Genomic DNA, 22,254 nt, shown 5'->3' on the forward strand with positions numbered 1-22,254 from the left:
CCCGGCACACGCCGGGTCATTGCGGCCGGTTCGGCGTCCGCACCAGCTGGTCCTGCGGTTCCTGCGAAACGCTCCACCCGCGCGCGAGCGATTCCATCGAATCGCGCACGTCCTGATTGCCCTTGTCGCCGATCCGTTTCCACTCGGCATTGGTGTTACAGACGCGGAGTTTCCTGACGAGCGAGCCGATCTGCTCGATCCGGCGGCAGCGGATATAGCCTGGATCGCTCGTCATCCGTCCTTCGTTATAGGCGTCGATTTCGGCGCCCGACATGTCCGACGGCGCGCGCGCGAGGCGGGGTTCGCTCTCTTGTGCTCCGGCCGGCCCCGCGGCGAGGCCGGCGATGACCGCAAGGCTGACGATACCCGTCCGCACCTGTCTCCCCTTAGGACCCTAAAAGCGCGAGTGAAGGATCAGTTCGACGAGTTCAATCCCTTGCCCACCATCGCTTCGGCGGTGTCGCGCGCATTCTGATTGCCGCGCGCGGTCACGTCCTTCCATTGTTCGTTGGTGTGGCAAACGCGGTTCTTCTTTACGAGCGACCCGATGGCGAGCGTCTTGCGGCATTTGATATAAAGCGGATGGGTCTGCGCCAGCCCCTCATTATGCGCCTTGATCTCGGTCGGCGTCATCGCCGAGGGCGCCTTGGGCGGCGGCGCGTGGTCGGCGGGCGCGGCGATTTCAGCGGCGAGCGCCGCCGGCGCGGCCAATAGCGCGGCAGCCGCCAAAGCAGGCAAAATCCGGTTCATGCTAGTCCTCCTACCGCGGGCATGACCCGCAGCCTCACGGCCCGCATCTTATTGACCATCGGGGCTTTCGCAAAGCTGAATTTCGGCCACGAAAAGGCGCCCCGGTCCCAGGGTCCTGACCCTAGCGTGGAACAGCGTAGCCCGAAGCATCGGCCGACGCGAAATAGCGCAGCAGCAGCTCGCGTTCGCCCGCGGTTATATGCGGGTTCCAGACGTCGAAGATCAGCACCGCGCGCAGTTCGTCGCTGTCATTCCACGCTTCATGCTCGATCGTATCGTCAAAGGCGAAAGCGGTGCCCTCCACCCACTCGCGCGTCTCTCCCCCCACCCGAAAGCCGCAACCGGGCGGGACGATCAGCGGCAGATGCACGATCGCGCGCGTGTTGGTGACCCCGGTGTGCGGGGGAATGCGCGTGTGCGGCTTCAGCATCGAGAAGAAGGCGCTGGGCGCCCGGCCGGGAATATGCACGCCCGGAACCCCCGCAAGTGCGGCGGCTGTCGCGGGGCAGCGGTCGAGCACCGGCTGGTTCGGTTCGCCATATTCCCACAGGAAGCAGGCGCCCCAGTCGAGCCGGTTGTCGAGCCCCGACCAGATCGTCTCGGGCGTCCCCGGCTCCATCCGCACATAGGGGCGGAGCGCCTCGCCCGGGTCGTCGAGCAGCGCCTGCAACTCGGCGCGGATCGCCGCGGTCTGCGCCTCGATTTCGGGAAACCACGGGAAATGGCCGCGGTCGAAGAACTCGTCGGCGGGCAGAAAGGGATAATAGACCCCCGCGCATTCGTTCCGATAGACGCGGCGGCGGCCGAGCGCGCTCGCGACGAACGCCTCGCCTCGGCGCGCTTCCGTTTCCGACAGGTCGCTGCGCATGCCTTCGAAGGCAGCCGACGCCGCCTTGAACATCGTATCGGTGGCGCCCGAAACAAAGGCTTGGCCGTGCGCGAGCAGCGGCGCGAGCGGCGGCGGCACCGGATCGAGCTGCGCGCCGAGCGCGATCGCGGCGCTCCACGCGGCGAGCGCCGCGCCCATTTCGCCGCGCGCCTCGTGGCGTTCGCCCTTGCGGATCCACGCCATCAGGTCGCGGCGATCGATCGCGATCGCGGCGTCGAGCGCCGCGAGTTCGCGCGCCTCGTCGCCGAGCGCGCGCCATGCCGATGCGAGATTGCGCTGCAACGCGCCCGAATGCGGATCGGCTGCGACTGCCGCGCCGAAATGGCGCGCGGCGGCTTCATGGTCGCCGGTCTGCAAGGCCGCGATGCCGAGGCGGTTCGCCTCGACGGCCGAGACAGGAGGAGCTGTGCTGGTCATGCCCGTGCTTGCCATCGCCAAGGCGGATGGGCAAGGTCGATTGATGACCGCCGCCCCGTCCGTGTCCGCCATCGTCGACGATGCCGAATGGCTCGCGCATCGCTATGATCCGGGGCACGACGCCTTCCATTTTCGCCGCGTTCCGCGCCCGGCGCGCGGCGCGGCCCCCTTCCTCACCGATACGCATCTGGGCGAGGAGACGGCGCCGGCGATATTGCGCCGGAGCGACTGCCTCGGCGCGGCGGGCGCGGCATCCGCGCCGCTCCACTTCATCTTCCATTCGGCCTATTGCGCTTCGACGATGCTGACCCACGCCCTCGACCAGCCGGGCGTCGCCGCCAGCCTGTCCGAACCGGTGCTGCTCAACGACATGGTCGGCTGGCGCCGCCGCGGCGCCGATCCGCGCGATCATGGCCGCGTGATGGACGGCGCGCTCGCGATGCTCGGGCGCGGCTTCGCGCCGGGCGAGGCGGTGGTCGTCAAGCCGTCGAACATCTTCAACCCGCTCGCGCGCGGGGCGCTGATGCTGCGGCCCCAGGCGCGCGCGATCCTGCTCTACGCGCCGCTCCGCGCCTTCCTGCTGTCGGTCGCGCGCAAGGGCATGTGGTGCCGCCTGTGGTGCCGCGAGCTGCTCGAATCCTATCTCGCCGACGGCTATGTTCAGCTGGGGTTCGAACCACGCGATTATTTCCGCCAGTCGGACCTGCAGGTCGCGGCGGCCGGCTGGCTCGCGCAGCAACAGGCCTTCGCCGCGCTGCTCGACTGGGCGCCCGCGCGGATCGCGTCGCTCGACAGCGAGACATTGACGCAGGGCCCCGCCGCAGCGATCGCGGCGGCGATGGACCATCTGCACCTCACGGGCGACCGCGCCGCGATCGCCGATCATCCGGCGCTGGCGCGCAACAGCAAGTCGGGCGCCGCGTTTGCGGAAGGCGAGCGACAGCGCGACCTTGCCGCGGCCGAGGCCGCCTATGGCGAAGAGATTTCGCAGGTGGCCGGCTGGGCGGAGGCCGTTGCGGGGCAGGCGAATATTCCGCTGATCCTGCCGGGACCGTTACCGGTGCGCTGATACCCTCCGGAAAGACCGGTTACGGCCGAAACCAGTCGTCGCCCCCGCGAAGGCGGGGGCCGCCAGCGGCCTTAATCAGCGGTGTTGCGTATACCGACAGCGGCCCCCGCCTTCGCGGGGGCGACGGTTATAGGCAACGTCCGCTCTCCACCCCAAAACGGTCGTTCAAGCCAACCTCGCCATCCGCATAGAAAAAGGGGCGGACATCGCTGTCCGCCCCCAATTCCTGCCGAAGCGTGAAGCGACTAGAACTTCAGCTTCGCCGACACCGCGTAACGGCGGCCCAGCGCGTCGTAGGTCGACGGGAAGGTGTTGCCGCTGTTGTAGGTGGTCGAACCGATCGAGTTGCCGACGATCGGCGGCTTGTTGTTGAGCAGGTTCTGCACGGTCGCGGTGAACACCAGATTCTCGCTGACGTTGAAACGCGCCGTCAGGTCGAAATAGTGCTGCGCCTTGATCTTGCGGAACTGCGGATCGACGACGCAGCCGCCGCCGTCCGCACCCGTCGGATCCGGGCAATCGTCGGGATTGTCCAGCGCCGCATCGATATCGGCCTGCAACTGCAGGGGTTCGAACGACACCGCATCCTGCCAACGCCACAGCAGCGACAGATCCACCGTATCGAAGCCGAGCGTGAAGCGGTTCGAGAACTGGAATTCCGGCTGGATCGAACCCGTAAACGAGCAGTTCACGCTGTAGTATCCGACGCATTCGCGGTTGATCGAGTTCGGGTTCGCGACGTTCGAATTGAACTTCGAATGACGCGTCCAGTTACCGACGAACGACCAGTTGAGGCTGGCGAAGCCGAGGTCGGTGCCCCAGTTCATCAGCAGGTCGAAGCCGTCAGTGTACAGGCGGCCCAGATTGTTGGTCTGGCCGAACAGGCCACCGGTCGTCGCCGGATCGCCGTCTAGGCCACCCGTGATCGGGTTACGACGGATCGACGTACAGGCCGGGTCGGTCGCGCTGTTGGCACCCGACGCACCAAAGCAGGCTTCGATGATGTCGCCGGGCAGCGGGGCGCCGATGACGTTGTTGATCTTGATGTTGTAATAATCGAGCGACAGGTTGAAGCGCGGCAGGAAGTCCGGCTGGAGCACCACACCGAGCGTCCAGGTGTCCGCCTTTTCCGGCTGCAGGTTCAGGTTGCCGCCCGCAGTGATGTTCGCCTGAGCCGCGGTCGGGTTGGTGATCGAACCGATCACCCCGGCCGGAGCGCCCTGTGCGATACAGATCGCGCGCAGGTTGGCGTCACCAAGCGGAGCGCCGCCCGCACAGGGATCGATACCGAGGTTGGTCAGGCCGACCGACAGCGGCGTGAAGAGTTCGCCGATGTTGGGAGCGCGAACCGCGCGGCTGTAGTTGCCGCGGATCTTGACGCCAGCACCCGGTTCCCAGCTGCCGCCGGCCTTCCAGGTCCAGGTGTCGTAACCGCCCGCGCCCTTGATGCTGTAATCCGAATAGCGAACACCGGCTTCGACGGTCAGGCTTTCGAAGAAGGGCTTGTCCTCGATCAGCGGCGCGACGACTTCGGCATAAGCCTCGTAGACGTCATAGGCGCCGTCGATGTCAGGCGCCGCACCGCCAGCGCCGCCGAGTTCGCCCGGGGTCTTGGCGAGCAGGTCCGACGACTGCTGCGCGGTATATTTGCGATATTCGCCACCGATAGCGAAGCCGATCGGCTGCACCGCGCCCGGCGATGCAAAGCCGAGATCGCCCGAAATGATCCCGCGAACCTGGGCCAGCGAGGTCCGGTTGACCGAGGTGCTCTTTTCCGAAAGGAAGCGAGCCGCTTCCGGCGTGATCGAACCTTCGGGGCCGAACAGGTTGACCGGAACGCAAGCCGAGTTGCCGCTCTGGCAAGTCACGCCGTCATCCGACAGCGAGGCCTCGCGGAAACGCGACTGCAGCGTATAGCCGTTGATGCTCTGAATGTTTTCCGACTCGCCATAGGCGCCCTCGACACTCCAGTCGATGGTGTCGGTGAGGCCGCCACGCGCGCCGACGCGATAATCGAAGAAAGTCGTCTGATAGTTGCTGATACGCGGACCGACTTCCGGAGTGCGGCGGTTCAGTGCGACCGTGACTTCTTCATAATCAGGATCGTCACGCCCCGTAGCCGCAGCTGCGCGGGCGCAAGCCGCCTCATCGAGGAACGGTGTGTATGCCGTCTGTCCCGACACCGGATTGCCGTCGGCATCGACGCCATTGACGACCGGCGCGGTGTTGAAGGCACAGAACTGGTTACGTAGCGCCTCCGGCAGGAACGGATTGTTCAGGTTGATCGTCACCGTGCCACCGAACGAACCCGACGGAGCGATGATCGTCGACACGGTCTGCTTCGAGAACATGCCGCGCGTATAAACTTCAACCGCGTCCGAGACCTCGTAATTGGCCTGACCATAGATGTTGAAGCGTTCGAACGGCGTCTGGAAGATGTTGAACGGGTTGAAGTTGTAGGTCGCGAACGTGCCAACAGCCTGACCGTCGGCATTGACCTGACGGACGCCGCCATTTGCCGCACCATCGGGATTCAGGGCGAGAACCGGAAGCGTCGCCGGGCTGTCCGGGTCGGTCGGATCATAGTTGGGGTTCGGAACAGTTGCGCCCGTGTTGGCGTATTGCGCGATGATGTTCGGCACGCCGTTGGTCAGGCCGCGAGTGCCCGAGATGCGCGACGGAACACCGGTGCCCGAACCGAGATAGGTGTTCGAATAGCTGTCGAGCGTGTCGTTCGAGAAGGGGCGCGCGCCCTGATAGACGGCGTCGGCCTGCTGGTAACCGACGCTCAGCACCGCATTGCCGCGGCCGTCGTCGAAGTTGGCACCGATCGTGGCGTCGATGCGGAAGATATTGCCGTCGCCCTGTTCGGTCAGCTGTTCCGAAGCGGTGACTTCAAGACCCGCGAAATCGCGCTTGGTGACGAAGTTGACGACGCCGGTGATCGCGTCGGCGCCATAGGTGGTCACCGCCGCGCCGGTCAGCGCGTCGACGCGCTCGATCAGCGCGAGCGGGATGTTGTTGAGGTCGACGCGGCCGTTGACGTCCGACGGAGCGACGCGATTACCGTTCAGAAGGACGATGTTGCGGGTCGAGCCGAGGCCGCGAAGGTCGACGTAGGAAGCGCCGCCGTTGCCGTTGTTGACCGCCGAACCGATGTTGGCGACCACGCCGGGCAATTCGCGCAAGACTTCTTCGGCGACGTTCGACTGCTTCAGTTCGATCGTGTCGGCGGTCGTGACGTTGACCGGGGTCGACTGTTCGAGGTTGGGGTTGCGGATCAGCGTGCCGGTGACGACGATTTCCTCGCCCGGCGCCGCGCCCTCGACAGCTGCGTCCTGCGCATAGGCAGGAGCCGAAACCAGGGCGACGCTCATCACGAACGGCGCAGCGCCCAGCTTCAGCTTGGAATAGTGGGTTTTCTTCACAGTGCAGTCCCTTGCTACTGGTGGATTGAAATTACCCGGACCCCCGGCGCGACCGGCCAAAGCCGACGCGCAGATGCCCCGATAGCGTGCGGGATGAAACTTCGTTCATGTCGAGTAAAGCTAAATCCCGCCGCAAAGGGGCGTTTCGCGGCGCATTGTGACGTATTTGCAACAAACTCGGAAAGCCGCGAAATACAATATGCTGCATCGCGTCATTCGCGACATTTTGTTTCAACGGTTACGAAATGCGCCGCCGGGCGGGGACACTCAGCCGCCGACCGGCCCCGCGAGCTTGCCCGGGTCGAGGCGCGCGTCGCGCCACTTGAGGCCCCAGTGCATATGCGGCCCCGTCGCGCGCCCGGTCGCGCCCACCGTGCCAAGCCGCTGGCCCTGCACGACGCGGTCGCCGAGCTTCACGTCGAGGCGCTGGCAATGGAGAAAGGCGCTCGACAAACCCATGCCGTGATCGACGATGAGCAGATTGCCTTCGAGCGTGAAAGGGGAAGTCGCCGCGAGCACGACCACCCCGTCGGCGGGCGCGACAAAGGGGGTTCCCGCGGGAACCGCGACGTCGGTGCCGCTATGATAGCTGCCAGGCTTGCCCTGATAGACGCGCTGCGAACCGAAGAAACCCGACAATCGCCCGGTCACCGGCCAGCGGAACGCCTGCCGCCAGCCGTCCGATTCGACCTGCTTGCTCCGCGCTGCTGCGATCTGCGCGAGTTCGGCGGGACGGCGGCGCTGAAATTCCGCGTCGCTGCGCGCGCTGCCACGATAAGGTGCGTTGATATGCTCGAGCCGCCAGCGGCCCGGCGCCACCGCAATGTCATGCTCGACCGCGCGCCCGTCGGCGAGCGTCGCGACGAGCCGCGCCTCGGGGCCCGCATCGCGATCGAAGGCGATCAGGAAGCGCCCGTCGGCGGCGACCGGAATCGCCTTGCCGTCGAAGGTCAGCGCGCGCGTGCCGTCGGGCGCCCGCCCGACCATCGCCGCGCCCTGCTCGGCGATGCCCTGCAGCGCGAAATCGGCGCGCACCGGCGAGGGAGGCGGCGCAGGCGGCGGCGGAGCGGGCCGCGGCGCGGGTTCGGGACGGGCCGGCGGCTGCGGCGCCGGCTCTCTTCCCGCATCGATCGACGGCACACAGCCGGACAGCACCGCGGCCAGCGCCAGCACCGCGCCCCGACGAAGCTCGCCCGCCGTCCTCGACCTCATGCCTGGCGCGCGGCGTCCAGTGCGGCCTGCACCGACAATGCGGCGCTCGCATAAGCTTCCTGCCGCGCGACCGACCAGTAACGCAGCTCGTCGAGCCCGATCGGCGCGCCGGTCACCGCGCACAGCACATGGTCGCCGGGCGCGAGGACGCGAAAGCCGTTGGGTCCATATTGGAGGCGGGCAAGGCGGTTGCGGCTGGCGATCAGCATGATTCTCTATCCATAAGGCGGCACGTCATGGCCCGGTTATAACAGCATCGCGCGACGCGGCCACCCCCGGCGACGCCGGGGCGGACGATCGGATCGATTGCGAACACGCCGGAGCAGGTCGGCTTTGGGGTGGGGAGCGGACGTTGCCTATAACCGTCGCCCCCGCGAAGGCGGGGGCCGCCAGCGGCCTTAATCAGCGGTGTTGCGTAAACCGACAGCGGCCCCCGCCTTCGCGGGGGCGACGGCTAGTTTCGGCCGAAAACAATCACGCCGCTGTCCCGATAACAATCGCCTCAGAAAAGCTCGCCCTGCCCGCGCTTCGGCTCGGCGGGCGGCGGCTTGCGCTGCGGCCTGGGCGCGGGCGGCGGCGGAACGCCATCCCCGCCCGTCACCTGCACCGGCACGTCGCCGTCGGCGAATTGCAGCCGCAGATGCCCGGCATCCTTCGCCTTGCCCGCCGACGTGACGATCGCGCCGCCGCCGTCGCGCACCATCGCGTAGCCGCGCGACAGGAGCGCGCGCGGGTCGAGCGACGCCAGCAGCCGCCCGAGCCCTTCGAGCAGCGCGCGGTCGCGGTCCCAGCGACGCGCGAGCAGCGCGGGCCGCAACGCCGCGCCGCGCGCCGCGAGCCGCTCCGAAATCATGGTCAGCCGGTGGTGCTGGCTGCGATCGAGCCGTTCGCCGGCATCGTCGAGTCGCTGGCGCTGCGGCGCATAGAGCGCCTCGCGCTTCGGCAGGTGGCGGGCGAGCGCGCGGATTTCGCCGGCCAGCTGGCGCCATTGTTTGATGACAGCTGGCCGGCAGGTGGCGGGCGAGCGCGGTCAGCCGCTCGCCCGCCAGCGCCTGATGCCGGTTCGCCGCGCCGATGATCCGCCCGTTCCACGTCGCGAGCTGCGACATCAGTTCGGCGCGCACCGGCACCGCCATCTCCGCTGCGGCGGTCGGGGTCGGCGCGCGCACGTCGGCGGCATAGTCGGCGAGCGTCACGTCGGTCTCGTGCCCCACCGCGCTGATCGTCGGGATGCGGCAATCGGCGATCGCGCGCACGACGACCTCTTCGTTGAACGCCCACAGATCCTCGATCGACCCGCCGCCGCGCGCGACGATGACGAGGTCGGGGCGCGGCACCGGTCCGCCGGGGGCAAGCGCGTCGAAGCCACGGATGGCATTCGCGACCTGCGCCGCCGCGCCGTCGCCCTGCACCAGCACCGGCCACACGATCACATGCGTCGGACAGCGGTCGGCGAGCCGGTGAAGAATGTCGCGAATCACCGCGCCGGTCGGCGAGGTCACGACGCCGATCGTGCGCGGCAGATAGGGCAGCCGGTCATATTTCCGCTCGCGGTCGAACAGCCCCTCGGCGCCGAGCCGCGCCTTCAGCTTTTCGAAGAGCAGCATCAGCGCGCCCTCGCCCGCGACCTCGAGCGTATCGACGACGAGCTGATATTTCGAGCGCCCCGGATAGGTAGTGAGCCTGCCGGTCGCGATCACTTCGATCCCGTCCTCGGGGCGGAAGGCGAGGCGTCCCGCCTGCCCCTTCCACATCACCATGTCGATCAGCGCATTATCGTCCTTCAGCGCCGCATAGAAATGCCCCGACGCCGCGCGCTTTGCCCCCGACAACTCACCCCGCACGCGCACGCGCGCGAAGCCGTCCTCGACCGTGCGCTTGATCGCCGCCGATAACTGGCTGACCGACAAGGCAGGTGCATTGTCCCCCGGCGCCGCCTCGGCTAACAGCCGCGCTTCGGTGCCATCGTCGGACGCCGTATCGGGAAAAGGGACTGCCATGAATATCCTGCTGGTCGGATCGGGGGGCCGCGAACATGCGCTCAGCTGGCAGTTGGCACAATCGCCAAGCTGCGCCAAGCTCTATGCCGCACCGGGCAACCCGGGGATCGAGCTTTACGCCGAATGCGTGCCCGTCGCGGCCGACGATCTCGACGCGCTGATCGCCTTCGTAAAGGCGCATGCGATCGATTTCGTCGTCGTCGGCCCCGAAGCGCCGCTCGTCGCCGGCCTCGCCGACCGCCTGCGCGCCATCGGCATCCCCGCCTTCGGCCCCAGCGCCGCCGCGGCGCGGCTCGAAGGATCGAAGGGCTTCACCAAGGATCTCTGCGCGCGCGCGTCGATCCCGACCGCCGCTTATGTCCGCTGCACCTCCGCCGAGGAAGCGCTCGCCGTGCTCGAAGGCTTTTCAATCCCCGTGGTGATCAAGGCCGACGGCCTTGCCGCGGGCAAGGGCGTGATCATCGCCGAAACGCGCGAAGAGGCCGAGGCCGCGATCGAGGACATGTTCGACGGCGCCTTCGGCGGCGCGGGCGCCGAGGTCGTGATCGAGGAGTTTATGACCGGCGAGGAGGCGAGCTTTTTCGCCCTCTCCGACGGCACCGACGTCATCGCCTTCGGCAGCGCGCAGGATCACAAGCGCGTCGGCGACGGCGACACCGGCCCGAACACCGGCGGCATGGGCGCCTACAGCCCCGCCCCCGTGCTCACCGCCGAACTCGAAGCCGCCGTCATGGACCGCATCATCCGCCCCACGGTGGCGACGCTCGCCGCCGAAGGCACACCCTATGTGGGGGTTCTCTTCGCGGGGCTGATGCTGACCGCCGAGGGTCCGAAGCTGATCGAGTATAATTGCCGCTTCGGCGACCCCGAATGCCAGGTGCTGATGATGCGCTTCAAGGGCGATTTCGCCGCGCTGCTCCACGCCGCCGCGACCGGGACGCTCGCCACAGCCGAAGCGCCGGCCTTTTCGCACGACTATGCGCTCACAGTGGTCATGGCGGCGAAGGGCTATCCGGGCACCCCCGAAAAGGGCGGCGCGATCCGCGGCATCGCCAATGCCGAGGCGGGCGGTGTGCGCGTCTTCCACGCCGGCACCGCGAGGGCGGACGGGGCGATCGTCGCCGCGGGCGGCCGCGTCCTCAACGTCACCGCGACGGGCAAGAGCGTGACCGAAGCGCAGGCGCGCGCCTATGCCGCGGTCGACAGGCTCGATTTCCCGACCGGCTTCTGCCGTCGCGACATCGGCTGGAGAGAGGTCGCGCGCGAAGCGGGCTAAGGGGTGGCGCGGGATCGCCCCAATCCCGGTCGTCATTCCCGCGAAAGCGGGAACCCAGCCTTTTCTTCGTGCCTTTGCGCCTTTGCGTGAGGTTTTGAATATCTCACGCAAAGGCGCAAAGGCACGAAGAATCAAGAGGAACGGAAGCTGGGTTCCCGCTTTCGCGGGAATGACGAGGATTTGGATGACGGCCCCTTGAGATAGGTTCCGAGCCCGCATAGGCTGGCCCAAACCCAAAAGCGGAGAAGATCATGACCTGGCTTCAGGAAAACTGGATTATCGCGGTCGTCGGCCTTGTCGTGGCCGTCGTCCTGTTGTGGTGGCTGTTCGGCCGCGCGAAGCCCGAAGAGATCGCGCCACCGACCATCGAGCCGGCGAAGCCCGCCAAGCCGCTCGAGCCGGCGAAGCCCGAGATTATCGCCGCAGAGCCCGCCCGCTTCAAACCGATCGAGCCCAAAGCGCCGCCCACTGCGCCCGCCGCACCGGCGCCCGCGCCCGAACCCGTCGCCAAGGCCGCGCCGCCGACCCCTCAGCCCGCACCCGCGCCGAAACCCACGCCCGTTGCCGAAGCCGCACCCCCGGCCCCCACGCCCGCAGCGAAGCCGAAGGCCGCCGCAAAACCTGCCGCGAAGAAAACCACAGTCAAGGAACCGGCAGCGAAACCCGCCGCAAAGCCAGCAACCAAGGCGGCTGCCAGGCCCGCGGCCAAAAAGGCCGAAAAACCCGCGCCCGCCAAAGCCGCCGCGGCCATCCCCGAAGAGCCGACAGTTCCGCCTCCGCCCGCCGCAAAGCCCGCTCCTGCGGCACCCAAAACCGGCGCCGACAATCTGCAACTGCTGAAGGGCGTCGGGCCGAAACTCGCGGTGCTTTTGGGTGGCCTCGGCGTCACCAGCTTCCAGCAGATCGCCGACTGGACCGACGCCGACATCGCGCGGATCGATCCTGAGCTTGGAACCTTCCAAGGCCGCATCGCACGCGACAATATCGTCGATCAGGCCGGCTATCTCGCGCGCGGCGACAAGGCCGGCTTCGAAGCGAAATATGGCGCGCTCGGCGGGGAGCTCTAAGAGGCAACTTTCGGTCGCGGGTGGCCGTCAGGCGGACTTCACGCCTCGCCCGCCATGATCGCTTGCTCCAAAAACGCCCTCATGACCCCGCTCACCTGCGCGGGTTTGTCATAGGGCATGCCGTGGCCGGCGTCAGCGATCAATTCGTATTGCAGCAGCGGATTGAGGCCGTGCAGTTCGCGGGCTGTATCGAGCGAGACGACGCCGCCGTCGCCGATCAGAAGAAGTGTGGGAACCGGAATATTCCGGACAAGTTCGCGCCAGTCCGGGTTAGGCGGCGTAAGGATCTCGAACGCGCTCAAGCTGGTATGAAGCCGGGCATCGACCAGATGTTCGATCAACTCCGCCGACCGACTCGCATTTTTGAGACGGGCTTGATCGAGCAACTCATTCCTTGTCGATTGAAGTGATCGACGATGATCTGCCGCAACGTCACTTTCATAAACCTCGCGTTGCCACGCCGGGCTGATGAAAGTGGGATCGATCAGAATGAGGGCCCTCGCGGCCACACCGAGTTCGCTGGCCGCAACCGCGGCGGTCATCCCGCCCATGGAATGGCCGGCCAATATCGGAGCCTCCAGCTTCAGTTCCCGGATAAGCCCGGCAACATCGGCGGCCAGATCGCCATAGGAATAGCCCGTTTCGGGGGCGCTGGAGTTCCCATGCCCCCGGGCGTCGGGCAGAATCACATCGAAGCGATCCTCCAGCCCATGTACCAGCGGCAACAGGCAAGCGCCGCTCGCGATTAGCCCGTGCAAAACCAGCAGCGGAGGCTTGCCTCCGCCGGTTCTGCGGTAATGGATGTCGATGCCGTTGACGTGGCAGATGCCATTGATCCACACGCCCGGCCGTTCTCCGACCTTGTTCATCGCTGCGGCAATTGCCCGTGCAGCTTTCCAAAGTCGATGAAAATCGCTTCCCGGCAATGTCCGGGGTCTTCCGTTCCCGCGCCTCACCCGTTGCAGCCTCCGGCCAAGCGCAAAAACCGCTTTCCTACTTTATTCCGCTATGCTCCAAACTGGCGGATGAAACCCGTCGCACCCACCGCTCCGCTCCTCGCCGACAGCTGCCTCGCCTTCCAGCCCGTGCCGCAGCAACGTCGCCGCGCCGATGGCTGGACACCTGAAATACAGGCCAATTTCATCCGCGCGCTCGCGGCCATGGGCTCGGTCGGCAAGGCGGCGCGCGCTGTCGGCATGGGCCGCGCCTCCGCCTATCGTCTCCGCGAACGCCCCGAAGCGGCAAGCTTTGCCGCGGCATGGGACCGCGCGATCACGATGGGGCGCACCCATCAGTTCAGCATCGCGATGGACCGGGCGCTCAACGGCGTCACCATCGTCCGCGTCCTGAAAGGCGGCGCGGTCGATGTCAGCAGCGGCCCGGACATGGCGGTCGTCCACGCCGCGCTGCGTGACGAAGCCGTGCCGCCGCATCTCCTTAAAGCGACAAAGGAGACAGAATGACGGCGTACGTCCGTATCTTTTGTCGCTTTAAGACCATGATCGGCCCAGCGTCACTCGCCCTCGTCGTCCTTGGGGGCCCGGACCTCGGTGACGAGCAATTTGTCGATCTTGCGCCCGTCCATGTCGACGATCTCGAATCGCCAGCCCTTGTCGCTGAACGCCTCGCCCTCGGTCGGCAGATGCTTCAGGATCGCGAGCGCATGACCCGCCGCGGTGGCATAGTCGCGGTCCTCGCCCAGCTCGATGCCGAGCCGCTCGGCCATCTGGTCGGCGGGCATCGACCCGGCGATCAGCAGGCTGCCGTCGTCGCGCTCGACGACGAAGGGTTCGCTGCCGATGTCCTGGTCCGACGCGAATTCGCCGGCGATCGCCGACAGCAGGTCGGCGGGCGTCACCAGCCCGTCGAAATGACCATATTCGTCGTGGACGAGCAACATCGGCACTTCGGCGGCGCGCAGGGCCTCGAGCGCATCCATCGCGTCGATCTGGTCGTGGATGACCTTCGCCGGGCGCATCAGCTGCTCGAGGTCGAGCGTCTCGCCCTTGAACAGCGCCGCGGCGATGTCGCGCGCCTGCACGACGCCGGCGATGTCGTCGACCGAACCGCGCGCGACCGGCAGGCGGCTGTGCGGCGTTTCGAGCAATTTGTCGCGCACGCCCCTGGCATCGAGCGAGATGTCGATCCAGTCGACATCCTTGCGCGGCGTCATCACCTCGCGCACCGGGCGGTCGGCGAGCCGCACGACGCCAGAGATGATCGCGCGCTCGCTTTCCTCGATCACCCCCGACTTCGACGCCTCGGCGACGATCAGGTGCAGCTCCTCGGCGGTCACCCGGTCCTCCGATTCGCGGTTGAGGCCGAACAGACGGAACACGACCGCCGAACTATTGTCGAGCAGCCACACGAGCGGCGCCGCGATCCGCGACAGCCAGTACATCATCGGCGCGACGATGATGGCGATCCGTTCGGGGGCGCGCAGCGCGAACTGCTTGGGCACTAGTTCGCCGGCGATCAGCGAGAAATAGGTGGTGAGCGCGATGACCGCCGCGAAACCCGCGGCCTGCGCATTTTCGGCGTCGAGCCCCAGCCAGGCCGCGAGCCGGTCGGCGACCGGTTGCCCCAGGCTCGCGCCCGAATAGGCGCCGGTCAGCACCCCGATCAGCGTGATGCCGACCTGCACCGTCGACAGGAAGCGCCCGGGATCGGAGGCGAGCTGGCGCGCGATCCTGGCTCCCCGGCTGCCGCGCTTCTCGGCGGCCTGCAGTCGCGGGTCGCGCGACGAGACGATGGCGAGCTCGGACATGGCGAAAACGCCGTTGAGGACAACGAGGACCGCGATGATCGCAACGTCGGACCAGGGAAAAGGGGTCATTGGGCGGCCCATCGGCGCGTCGGCGCCCGGCCCCTGTCATCGTCGGTCATGCCTCCCTATAGGCGAAAGCCCCCGCACTACACAATGGCGCACGGCCGCTCCCCGCTCAGCCGCCGTTCAGCCCTGTTCGGGAACCAGATCGCCGGCCATATGTTATCGGCACACAGGCGCGGCATGCCGAAGATCGGGCATCCGCCGGATAAAGGGAGCGAAAAATGAACAGCAAGACGATCAAGCTCACCATTCTCACCAGCATCGGCGCGATCGCGCTGACGGGCTGCGTCACCGACCCGGTGACCGGCGAGAGAAAGATTTCGAAGGCCGCGATCGGCGGCGTCGGCGGCGCGCTCGGCGGCTATCTGCTCGGCGACCTGATCGGCGGCAGGAACAGCCGCACCGAGGAAATCGTCGGGGCGGGCATCGGCGCGGTCGCGGGCGCGGGCGTCGGCTATTATATGGATCAGCAGGAAAAGAAGCTGCGCGAGCGCACCGCGGGCACCGGCATCGACGTCGAGCGCCAGGGCGACCAGCTCGTGCTCAACATGCCCGGCGACGTGACCTTCGACCTCAACAGCGCGATGGTGAAGTCGCAGTTCCGCAGCGCGCTCGACAATGTCGCCTCGACGCTCGCCGAATATCCGAGCACCTATATCGACGTTTACGGCCACACCGATTCGACCGGCAGCGACAGCTATAACCAGGGCCTGTCCGAACGCCGCGCCGCGTCGGTCGCCGACTATCTCGCCGGCCGCGGCATCCAGCGCGCGCGCATGGCGACGCTCGGCTATGGCGAATCGCAGCTCAAATGCTCGCCCGAGCAGAGCGAAGCCGATTATCAGTGCAACCGCCGCGTCGAAATCCGCATCGCGCCGGTCACCCAGGCCGACGTCAACGCGGCGCAGTGACGATCACCGCGCATCGGCAAAAAGCCGTGTGTCCCCGCGAAGGCGGGGACCCATCTCCTGTGGGTTCAAAATAGCACCGACCGGAGATGGGCTCCCGCCTTCGCGGGAGCGCAGGGCTTTTCGCAAGACGGGCTATGCCAAACTCGGGAAGCTCGCCTTCAGCCCGTCGATCACGAATTGCGCCGCGAGCGCCGCGAGCAGCACGCCGAGCAGGCGCGTGATCACCGCCTCGCCCTTGTTGCCGATCAGCCGCATCAGCGGCCCCGCGGACAGCAGCGCGGCCAGCGTGAGCAGCAGCACGAGCAGCAAGGCGGCGAAGATGACGAAGGCGCGCTCGAGCCCGTTGTTCTGCGACACGAGCAGCATCACCGAGGCGATCGACCCCGGCCCCGCCAGCATCGGCATCGCCATCGGAAACACCGACACATCCTCGATTTCGGGGGTTGCCATCACCTTTTCGGCGCGCTGTTCGCGGCGTTCGGTGCGCTTCTCGAACACCATGTCGATCGCAATGATGAACAGCATGATCCCGCCCGCGATGCGGAAACTGTCGAGGTCGATGTGAAGGAAGCTGAGCAAGGCTTCGCCGAACATCGCGAAAAAGACGAGTATCAGCCCCGCGATGATCGTCGCGCGGATCGCCATCGAACGGCGCTGCGCCGCGCTCGCGCCGGTGGTCAGGCTGGCATAGATCGGCGCGCAGCCCGGCGGGTCGATGACGACGAACAGCGTGACGAAGGCCGAGATGAAGAGGTCGATCATGGCTGTTTCGGCGCCGCGACCCGGTCATCGATGACGGTCGCCATTTCCTTGCCGTCCCACAGGCGGATCGTGACGCGGCGCGACTTGTCGGCGCGGACGGTCGAGGTCCAGCTCAGCGTCTGGTCCGCCGACAGGCCGACCGCCCTGTCCTCGCCCGCGCCCGCCGCCTCGATCGGCACCGCGGGCCGCGAACCGCAGGCCGCCAGTTTCGAGGCGATGAATTCGGGCGCTTCGCGGGGCGTCGCCAGCGCATCGCCATGGTCGAGAACCCAGCTGATCCGGCCCTTTTTATCGCGGGTCCAGACCGTGGTGAAAAAGCCGTTCGCCGGACCCTTCTGCCAGGCGCCGGTGGTGACGCCGCTATTGCCGTCGCAGCTGACATAGACGGCGTGCGGCTGCCACCGCACCGCCTCGGCGGGATCCTTCTGCGACTTCAGCCAGTCGCGCGCCATCACCCGCTCGGGCACGAACATCACGGCGTCGGGATGCGCGGTTTCGCGGAACGCCGTCCACTGCCCCTTTTCCTGCGCGAGCTGCGCGAAGCGGATTTCGGCGGCGATGAAGGCGCTGGGGTTGGCGGCGAGCGGGCGGTTGCGGAACTCGTCGGACGACCCCGCGCAGCCCGCGAGCGTCAGTGCAAGCGCGGCGACGAGCGGCAGGCGCATCAAAAGCCCTCCGGATCGGCAAGCCCCGCGCGGCGATGCGCCGCGACGAGCGTGTTGCGCAGCAGGCAGGCGATGGTCATCGGGCCGACCCCGCCGGGCACCGGCGTGATCGCGTCCGCGACGTTCGCGGCATCGGCATAATCGACGTCGCCGACGAGCCGGCCCTTCGCAGCGCCCTCGGCGGGCGGCAAGCGGTTGATGCCGACGTCGATCACGATCGCGCCGGGCTTGATCCAGTCGCCCTTGACCATCTCGGCGCGGCCGACCGCGGCGACGACGATGTCGGCGCGGCGGACGAGATCGGGCAGATCGCGGGTCCGGCTGTGCGCCATCGTCACCGTGCAATTGGCGCCGAGGAGCAACTGTCCCATCGGCTTGCCGACCAGGATCGACCGCCCGACGACGATCGCATCCTTGCCCGACAGGTCGCCGAGCCGGTCCTGCAGCAGCAGCAGGCAGCCATAGGGGGTGCAGGGCACCATGCCTGCTATGCCAAGCGCGAGCCGCCCGGCGCTGACCGGAGTCAGGCCGTCGACGTCCTTGTCGGGATCGATCGTCGCGACCGCGGCCTGCTCGTCGAGATGGCCGGGCAGCGGCAGTTGCAGCAGGATGCCGTCGACCGCCTCGTCGGCGTTGAGCGTGGCGAGCAGCGCCTCGACCTCCTCTTGGCGGGCGGTCGCGGGCAGGCGATGCTCGAAGCTTTCCATGCCGGCGGCGACCGTCGCCTTGCCCTTCGATCCGACATAGACCGCGCTCGCCGGATCGTCGCCGACGAGAACCACGGCGAGCCCCGGCGCGCGTCCCGTCGCCGCGCGGAAGGCCGGAACCGCCTCGGCGATCCGCGCGCGCAGCCCTGCGGCGAAGGTCTTGCCGTCGATGATCTTGGTCGCGGGAATCGAAGCGGTCATGTCAGGCCATCCCGGCCTGGATGCCGAGCCGGTAGAGATAGGCCATCACCGGACCCTGGAGGATGATGAGCAGGATCAGCACCACCATCGGCGTCAGGTCGATGCCGCCGAAATCGGGCATGATGCGACGGAAGGGGCGATAGAGCGGCTCGGTGATCCGGTCGAGCACATGCCAGAGCTGCCCGACGAAATCATTGTGCGTGTTGATGACGTTGAACGCGATCAGCCACGACATCACCGCCTGGACGATGATGATCCACCACAGGATGTTGAGCAGGATCGACAATATATCGAGAAGCATGAAATACAAGGAAGGTCTCCGGCCGAAAGGTCGATAGCTTGGTCTTAGCGGTGAATGAGCGTCCCCGCACCCCTGGCGGTGAAAATTTCGAGCAGCATCGCGTGCGGAATGCGGCCGTCGAGGATGACCGCCGCCTCGACCCCCGCATCGACCGCCGCGACGCAGGTTTCGACCTTCGGAATCATGCCCCCGGTGATCGTACCGTCGCCCTTCAGCCCGTCGATCGCCGCGCGGTCGAGATCGGTAAGCAGCGCCCCCGACTTGTCGAGCACCCCGGCGACGTCGGTAAGCAGGAAGAAGCGTTTTGCGCCGAGCGCGCCCGCGATCGCCCCCGCCATCGTGTCGGCGTTGATATTATAGGTCGCGCCGTCGGCGCCAAGCGCGACGGGGGCGACGATGGGGATGAAATGGTCGTTGGTCAGGTTGACGAGGATCGTCGGGTCGACCGCGACGGGCTCGCCGACGAAGCCCAGATCGACGTGGCGCTCGATCCCCGAATTGGGGTCAGGCTCGGTGCGGCGGACCTTTTCGGCGAGAACGAGATTCGCGTCCTTGCCCGAAATGCCGACCGCGCGGCCGCCCAGCCCGGCGATCCAGCTGACGATCTCCTTGTTGATCTTGCCCGCGAGGACCATCTCGGCGACCTCGGCGGTCGCCGCGTCGGTGACGCGCAGCCCGCCGACGAAGGTCGATTCGATCCCGAGCTGTTTCAGCATCGCGCCGATCTGCGGCCCGCCGCCGTGGACGACGACGGGGTTGATCCCGACCGCCTTCAGAAGCACGACGTCCTCGGCGAAGTCGCGCTGCGCCTCGGGGTCACCCATCGCGTGGCCGCCATATTTGATCACGAAGGTCTCGCCGGCATAGCGTTGCAGATAGGGCAGCGCCTCGACGAGCGTTTCGGCCTTGGCGAGCAGGTCGGGCATTTTCGAGGGGTCGGTCACGGGCGTCATCCAGCAGTCTTTGCATCAAGGTTGCGGCCGATGGCGACGACCGCCATCACGAGCAGCGGCACCATCACCGCCGACAGAACGATCTTCGCGATCATCTGGCCGAGCATCAGGTCGCCGATCGGCCGGACGCCATAGAAGCTGACGCTGATGAAGATCAATGTATCGATGATCTGGCTCAAGGCCGCGGCGATGAAACCGCGGAGCGGCAGCAGCCGGCCGTTGTTCGCGGTCATCCGCGAAAACAGCCAGACGTTGAGGCTGACCGACACGCCATAGGCGAGAATGCCCGCCGCCATCATGCGCCAGCCCTGCCCGACGATGATCGGGAAGGCTTCCTTGGCCGGCTCGTACATGCCCGCGTCGGTCGGCAATTGCAGCACGAACACGGTGAGGGCGATCGCGAGGATCAGCGGGATGAAGCCCAGCCGCACCAGCCGGTCGGCGACGGCGCGCCCGTGCAGTTCGGCGATGCCGCTCGAAATCGCGATCAGCGTCAAAAAGGGGAAGATCCCCGCCTCGACCGCCAGCGGGCCGAGCGCGACCTGTTTCGCCCCCAGGAAACCGCCGAGCGGAACCATGCCGCCGTAGAGGATTGCGAACAGCAGCAACGAAGGCGCGATGACGCGCGAAGAGCTATTTTCCATCGAGGCCGCTTAATCGCTTTTGCGGCGGGTGGAAAGGCGTCGCATCGGCGCAGACTTGCCCCGCCGCCAAAGCCCGCTATTCAGGCCCATTAACTTGCGGGGGACGCACTGACATCATGGAACGCCTGATCGGTCTCGCCGGCATCGTCGCATTGCTTGCGATTGCCGTGCTTTTTTCGTCGAACCGGCGGTGGATTCGGCTGCGCGTCGTCATTCCCGCCTTCCTGCTCCAGGCCGGGTTCGCGATCCTCGTCATCGCCACGCCATGGGGCCGCACTGTGATCCAGGCGATGTCGAACGGGGTTTCGAACCTGCTCGGCTATGCCAAGGCGGGCACCGACTTCATCTTCGGCCCGCTCGCCTCGCCCGAAATGGGCGCGAACAGCTTTGCGATCGCCGCGCTTCCGGTGATCGTCTTCTTCGCCTCGCTCATCTCGATCCTCTATTATCTCGGCATCATGCAGCTGGTGATCAAATGGGTCGGCGGCGCGATCCAGAAGGTCACCGGCATCACCAAGGTCGAAAGCCTCGGCGCCGCGGCGAATATCTTCGTCGGCCAGTCCGAATCGCCGCTCGTCATCCGGCCCTATCTCGCCGGATTGACCCCGTCGCAGCTCTTCACCGTGATGACGGTCGGCATGGCGGGCGTCGCGGGCACGATCCTCGGCGCCTATGCGAGCATGATCGGCGAGCAGCTCCTGCCCTATCTGCTCGCCGCGAGCTTCATGTCCGCGCCGGGCGGTATATTGATGGCGAAGATCATGATGCCCGACGACCCCAAGGATCTGGGTATCGAGCCGGTGATCATGCCCGAGGCGAGCCACGACGAGGAAAAGCCCGCCAACATCATCATGGCAGCGGCACAGGGCGCGCAGACCGGCGTCAAGCTGGCGGTCGCGGTCGGCGCAATGGTGCTCGCCTTCGTCGCGCTCGTCGCGCTCGCCAACGGGCTGCTCGCCGGGATCGGCGGCTGGTTCGGTTATGAGGGCCTGTCGTTCCAGGCGGTCATCGGCACAATCTTCCGCCCGGTGATGTGGTTGATGGGCGTGCCGTGGGAGGAAAGCGCGACCGTCGGCGGCCTGTTCGGCAGCAAGGTCGTGCTCAACGAATTCGTCGCCTTCATCGACCTCGGCAAGGCGCAGGGCGACATGTCGATGGCGGCGGTCGCAATCGCGACCTTTGCGCTGTGCGGTTTCGCCAATTTCAGCTCGATCGCGATCCAGATGGCGGTGACCGGCGGACTCGCGCCCAACCAGCGTCCGATGATCGCGAAGCTCGGGCTGAAGGCGCTGCTCGCGGGCAGCCTGTCGAACCTGATGTCGGCCGCGCTCGCCGGGCTGATGCTCGGGATCGCGCCGCCGCTCGCTGAACCCGACACGGTGCCGCCGGCCCCCGTAGCAGCTCCGGAATCGGCGACGCCACCCGCAGCGACCCCCTGATCTGTCCCACGGCCCCGGCCGCCATGAAATTTGCAAGCCCCCTCGGGATGGCGTAAACTTCGGGGACATAACGAATCCCTGGGTCGCGCTCGCAAGATGGGAGGCTGTGATGAAAACCGCTTATCGTTTGTCGGTCCTGGCCGCGGCCATGGCGTCGATGGGGGCGGGGTTTCTCGCCACCTCGACCGCCCAGACGCCCGACGACCGGATGGTCCGCCCGCCCGAAGCGACAATCTATCGCGACGCCGGCTATCGCGGCCCGGCGGTGTTCATCGGCGAAGCCAAGCCGAACCTCGGCCTCGCATGGCCGGTCAATTCGATCCGCGTGCCGAACGGCCGCTGGGAGCTTTGCGAAAGGACGCGCTATCGCGGGACCTGCCGGACGGTCGATCGCGACACGCCGATGCTCAACAATATCCTGCGCGGCATCACCGTCCAGTCGATCCGTCCGGTCGGCTCGGACGGCGGGGGCGGCTGGCAGCCACCCGCCAATGATCAGGTCGCGCGCGGCAATTTCGCCGAATTCCATACCCAGCCTTCGGAGCGCAATTATCGCGTGCTCGCGTGCGCCCGCGGCGCGGCGACGGCCAATTGCGCGGCGCAGGCCGCCGACAATTGGTGCCGCTCGATCGGCTGGAACGGATCGGCGCGCGAACATATGGAGACGGTCGGCGGCCGGGTTTACCTCGCCGACGTGTTGTGCGTCCGTTCGGGCTATTGAGGGGAAAGCGAC

Annotated in this window: 21 protein-coding genes and 1 pseudogene; 7 read left to right on the forward strand and 15 right to left on the reverse strand. The window is 67.0% G+C overall.

The features are described 5' to 3' along the window. Positions 1–16 precede the first annotated feature (16 nt). From QZL87_RS16790 to QZL87_RS16800, 3 genes are all read right to left on the reverse strand, one after another. Positions 17–376, reverse strand: coding sequence for a hypothetical protein (locus tag QZL87_RS16790; protein ID WP_295321542.1), 360 nt, complete (start codon positions 374–376; stop codon positions 17–19). Between the two features lie 38 nt (positions 377–414). Further along, positions 415–750: a hypothetical protein gene (locus QZL87_RS16795; RefSeq protein ID WP_295321543.1), complete on the reverse strand. Its 336-nt coding sequence runs from the start codon at positions 748–750 to the stop codon at positions 415–417. A gap of 121 nt (positions 751–871) precedes the next feature. After that, entirely contained in the window at positions 872–2,056 is a 1,185-nt protein-coding gene (locus tag QZL87_RS16800) for an aspartyl/asparaginyl beta-hydroxylase domain-containing protein (protein ID WP_295321544.1), read from the reverse strand. A 43-nt stretch (positions 2,057–2,099) separates the two neighbouring features. On the opposite strand from QZL87_RS16800, the gene QZL87_RS16805 reads away from it, so the two are divergent. Next, positions 2,100–3,125: a hypothetical protein gene (locus QZL87_RS16805; RefSeq protein ID WP_295321545.1), complete on the forward strand. Its 1,026-nt coding sequence runs from the start codon at positions 2,100–2,102 to the stop codon at positions 3,123–3,125. 245 nt (positions 3,126–3,370) lie between these two features. On the opposite strand, the gene QZL87_RS16810 is transcribed toward QZL87_RS16805, so the two are convergent. The 4 genes and pseudogenes from QZL87_RS16810 to xseA all read right to left on the reverse strand — a co-directional run bounded on the left by QZL87_RS16810 (position 3,371) and on the right by xseA (position 9,765). After that, positions 3,371–6,502, reverse strand: a complete 3,132-nt coding sequence (locus QZL87_RS16810) for a TonB-dependent receptor (RefSeq protein WP_295326990.1) — start codon at positions 6,500–6,502, stop codon at positions 3,371–3,373. Between the two features lie 318 nt (positions 6,503–6,820). After that, positions 6,821–7,765 (reverse strand): M23 family metallopeptidase, encoded by a 945-nt coding sequence (locus QZL87_RS16815; RefSeq protein WP_295321546.1) that lies wholly within the window; start codon positions 7,763–7,765, stop codon positions 6,821–6,823. Beyond that, positions 7,762–7,974: a DUF2093 domain-containing protein gene (locus tag QZL87_RS16820; RefSeq protein ID WP_295321547.1), complete on the reverse strand. Its 213-nt coding sequence runs from the start codon at positions 7,972–7,974 to the stop codon at positions 7,762–7,764. Before QZL87_RS16820 ends, QZL87_RS16815 begins: the two co-directional genes overlap by 4 nt. A gap of 293 nt (positions 7,975–8,267) precedes the next feature. Continuing rightward, a pseudogene (xseA, locus tag QZL87_RS16825) lies at positions 8,268–9,765 on the reverse strand (exodeoxyribonuclease VII large subunit). Here xseA and purD point away from each other — a divergent pair. Beyond that, positions 9,764–11,041, forward strand: coding sequence for a phosphoribosylamine--glycine ligase (gene purD, locus QZL87_RS16830; RefSeq protein ID WP_295321548.1), 1,278 nt, complete (start codon positions 9,764–9,766; stop codon positions 11,039–11,041). The pseudogene xseA and the gene purD sit on opposite strands and share 2 nt — an antisense overlap. A gap of 251 nt (positions 11,042–11,292) precedes the next feature. After that, positions 11,293–12,108, forward strand: a complete 816-nt coding sequence (locus tag QZL87_RS16835) for a hypothetical protein (RefSeq protein WP_295321549.1) — start codon at positions 11,293–11,295, stop codon at positions 12,106–12,108. A gap of 38 nt (positions 12,109–12,146) precedes the next feature. On the opposite strand, the gene QZL87_RS16840 is transcribed toward QZL87_RS16835, so the two are convergent. Continuing rightward, on the reverse strand, positions 12,147–12,977 hold the full coding sequence (locus QZL87_RS16840) for an alpha/beta hydrolase (protein WP_295321550.1): 831 nt from the start codon (positions 12,975–12,977) through the stop codon (positions 12,147–12,149). Between the two features lie 156 nt (positions 12,978–13,133). On the opposite strand from QZL87_RS16840, the gene QZL87_RS16845 reads away from it, so the two are divergent. Beyond that, on the forward strand, positions 13,134–13,571 hold the full coding sequence (locus QZL87_RS16845; RefSeq protein ID WP_295321551.1) for a hypothetical protein: 438 nt from the start codon (positions 13,134–13,136) through the stop codon (positions 13,569–13,571). 50 nt (positions 13,572–13,621) lie between these two features. Here the strand turns inward: QZL87_RS16845 and QZL87_RS16850 are convergent, their stop codons facing one another. Further along, positions 13,622–14,944 (reverse strand): hemolysin family protein, encoded by a 1,323-nt coding sequence (locus QZL87_RS16850; RefSeq protein WP_295321552.1) that lies wholly within the window; start codon positions 14,942–14,944, stop codon positions 13,622–13,624. Between the two features lie 215 nt (positions 14,945–15,159). Here QZL87_RS16850 and QZL87_RS16855 point away from each other — a divergent pair, with 215 nt between their 5' ends. Beyond that, on the forward strand, positions 15,160–15,849 hold the full coding sequence (locus QZL87_RS16855; protein ID WP_295321553.1) for an OmpA family protein: 690 nt from the start codon (positions 15,160–15,162) through the stop codon (positions 15,847–15,849). 132 nt (positions 15,850–15,981) lie between these two features. Here the strand turns inward: QZL87_RS16855 and QZL87_RS16860 are convergent, their stop codons facing one another. Genes QZL87_RS16860 through QZL87_RS16885 form a run of 6 tightly spaced genes read right to left on the reverse strand, consistent with a single transcriptional unit; the run spans position 15,982 to position 20,082 of the window. Beyond that, entirely contained in the window at positions 15,982–16,611 is a 630-nt protein-coding gene (locus QZL87_RS16860; RefSeq protein WP_295321554.1) for a MarC family protein, read from the reverse strand. Continuing rightward, entirely contained in the window at positions 16,608–17,276 is a 669-nt protein-coding gene (locus QZL87_RS16865) for a hypothetical protein (protein ID WP_295321555.1), read from the reverse strand. The genes QZL87_RS16860 and QZL87_RS16865 overlap by 4 nt, the downstream gene beginning before the upstream one ends. Continuing rightward, entirely contained in the window at positions 17,276–18,184 is a 909-nt protein-coding gene (gene folD / locus QZL87_RS16870) for a bifunctional methylenetetrahydrofolate dehydrogenase/methenyltetrahydrofolate cyclohydrolase FolD (RefSeq protein ID WP_295321556.1), read from the reverse strand. The genes QZL87_RS16865 and folD overlap by 1 nt, the downstream gene beginning before the upstream one ends. Position 18,185: 1 nt before the next feature. After that, positions 18,186–18,485, reverse strand: a complete 300-nt coding sequence (locus tag QZL87_RS16875) for a YggT family protein (protein WP_295326997.1) — start codon at positions 18,483–18,485, stop codon at positions 18,186–18,188. A gap of 44 nt (positions 18,486–18,529) precedes the next feature. Further along, a complete protein-coding gene (argB, locus tag QZL87_RS16880) occupies positions 18,530–19,438 on the reverse strand; it encodes an acetylglutamate kinase (RefSeq protein WP_295321557.1) in 909 nt (302 codons plus the stop codon). Further along, positions 19,435–20,082: a queuosine precursor transporter gene (locus tag QZL87_RS16885; protein ID WP_295321558.1), complete on the reverse strand. Its 648-nt coding sequence runs from the start codon at positions 20,080–20,082 to the stop codon at positions 19,435–19,437. Before QZL87_RS16885 ends, argB begins: the two co-directional genes overlap by 4 nt. A gap of 116 nt (positions 20,083–20,198) precedes the next feature. Here QZL87_RS16885 and QZL87_RS16890 point away from each other — a divergent pair, with 116 nt between their 5' ends. Then, positions 20,199–21,521, forward strand: coding sequence for a NupC/NupG family nucleoside CNT transporter (locus QZL87_RS16890; RefSeq protein WP_295321559.1), 1,323 nt, complete (start codon positions 20,199–20,201; stop codon positions 21,519–21,521). Positions 21,522–21,630: 109 nt separating this feature from the next. After that, complete coding sequence (locus QZL87_RS16895; RefSeq protein ID WP_295321560.1) at positions 21,631–22,242, forward strand: beta/gamma crystallin-related protein; 612 nt, start codon at positions 21,631–21,633, stop codon at positions 22,240–22,242. Positions 22,243–22,254 lie beyond the last annotated feature (12 nt).

The organism is uncultured Sphingopyxis sp. (assembly GCF_900078365.1).
Classification (GTDB): Bacteria; Pseudomonadota; Alphaproteobacteria; order Sphingomonadales; family Sphingomonadaceae; genus Sphingopyxis.

What these genes read in the sequence shown, in the direction of transcription:
- QZL87_RS16855 (WP_295321553.1), top strand. Translation starts at nt 15,160, where the DNA reads ATGAACAGCAAGACGATCAAGCTCACCATTCTCACCAGCATCGGCGCG.
- QZL87_RS16805 (WP_295321545.1), top strand. Translation starts at nt 2,100, where the DNA reads ATGACCGCCGCCCCGTCCGTGTCCGCCATCGTCGACGATGCCGAATGG.
- argB (WP_295321557.1), bottom strand. Translation starts at nt 19,438, where the DNA reads ATGACGCCCGTGACCGACCCCTCGAAAATGCCCGACCTGCTCGCCAAG.
- QZL87_RS16850 (WP_295321552.1), bottom strand. Translation starts at nt 14,944, where the DNA reads ATGACCCCTTTTCCCTGGTCCGACGTTGCGATCATCGCGGTCCTCGTT.
- QZL87_RS16800 (WP_295321544.1), bottom strand. Translation starts at nt 2,056, where the DNA reads ATGACCAGCACAGCTCCTCCTGTCTCGGCCGTCGAGGCGAACCGCCTC.
- QZL87_RS16795 (WP_295321543.1), bottom strand. Translation starts at nt 750, where the DNA reads ATGAACCGGATTTTGCCTGCTTTGGCGGCTGCCGCGCTATTGGCCGCG.
- folD (WP_295321556.1), bottom strand. Translation starts at nt 18,184, where the DNA reads ATGACCGCTTCGATTCCCGCGACCAAGATCATCGACGGCAAGACCTTC.
- QZL87_RS16860 (WP_295321554.1), bottom strand. Translation starts at nt 16,611, where the DNA reads ATGATCGACCTCTTCATCTCGGCCTTCGTCACGCTGTTCGTCGTCATC.
- QZL87_RS16820 (WP_295321547.1), bottom strand. Translation starts at nt 7,974, where the DNA reads ATGCTGATCGCCAGCCGCAACCGCCTTGCCCGCCTCCAATATGGACCC.
- QZL87_RS16815 (WP_295321546.1), bottom strand. Translation starts at nt 7,765, where the DNA reads ATGAGGTCGAGGACGGCGGGCGAGCTTCGTCGGGGCGCGGTGCTGGCG.
- QZL87_RS16885 (WP_295321558.1), bottom strand. Translation starts at nt 20,082, where the DNA reads ATGGAAAATAGCTCTTCGCGCGTCATCGCGCCTTCGTTGCTGCTGTTC.
- QZL87_RS16810 (WP_295326990.1), bottom strand. Translation starts at nt 6,502, where the DNA reads ATGAGCGTCGCCCTGGTTTCGGCTCCTGCCTATGCGCAGGACGCAGCT.
- purD (WP_295321548.1), top strand. Translation starts at nt 9,764, where the DNA reads ATGAATATCCTGCTGGTCGGATCGGGGGGCCGCGAACATGCGCTCAGC.
- QZL87_RS16835 (WP_295321549.1), top strand. Translation starts at nt 11,293, where the DNA reads ATGACCTGGCTTCAGGAAAACTGGATTATCGCGGTCGTCGGCCTTGTC.
- QZL87_RS16895 (WP_295321560.1), top strand. Translation starts at nt 21,631, where the DNA reads ATGAAAACCGCTTATCGTTTGTCGGTCCTGGCCGCGGCCATGGCGTCG.
- QZL87_RS16845 (WP_295321551.1), top strand. Translation starts at nt 13,134, where the DNA reads ATGAAACCCGTCGCACCCACCGCTCCGCTCCTCGCCGACAGCTGCCTC.
- QZL87_RS16875 (WP_295326997.1), bottom strand. Translation starts at nt 18,485, where the DNA reads ATGCTTCTCGATATATTGTCGATCCTGCTCAACATCCTGTGGTGGATC.
- QZL87_RS16840 (WP_295321550.1), bottom strand. Translation starts at nt 12,977, where the DNA reads ATGAACAAGGTCGGAGAACGGCCGGGCGTGTGGATCAATGGCATCTGC.
- QZL87_RS16865 (WP_295321555.1), bottom strand. Translation starts at nt 17,276, where the DNA reads ATGCGCCTGCCGCTCGTCGCCGCGCTTGCACTGACGCTCGCGGGCTGC.
- QZL87_RS16890 (WP_295321559.1), top strand. Translation starts at nt 20,199, where the DNA reads ATGGAACGCCTGATCGGTCTCGCCGGCATCGTCGCATTGCTTGCGATT.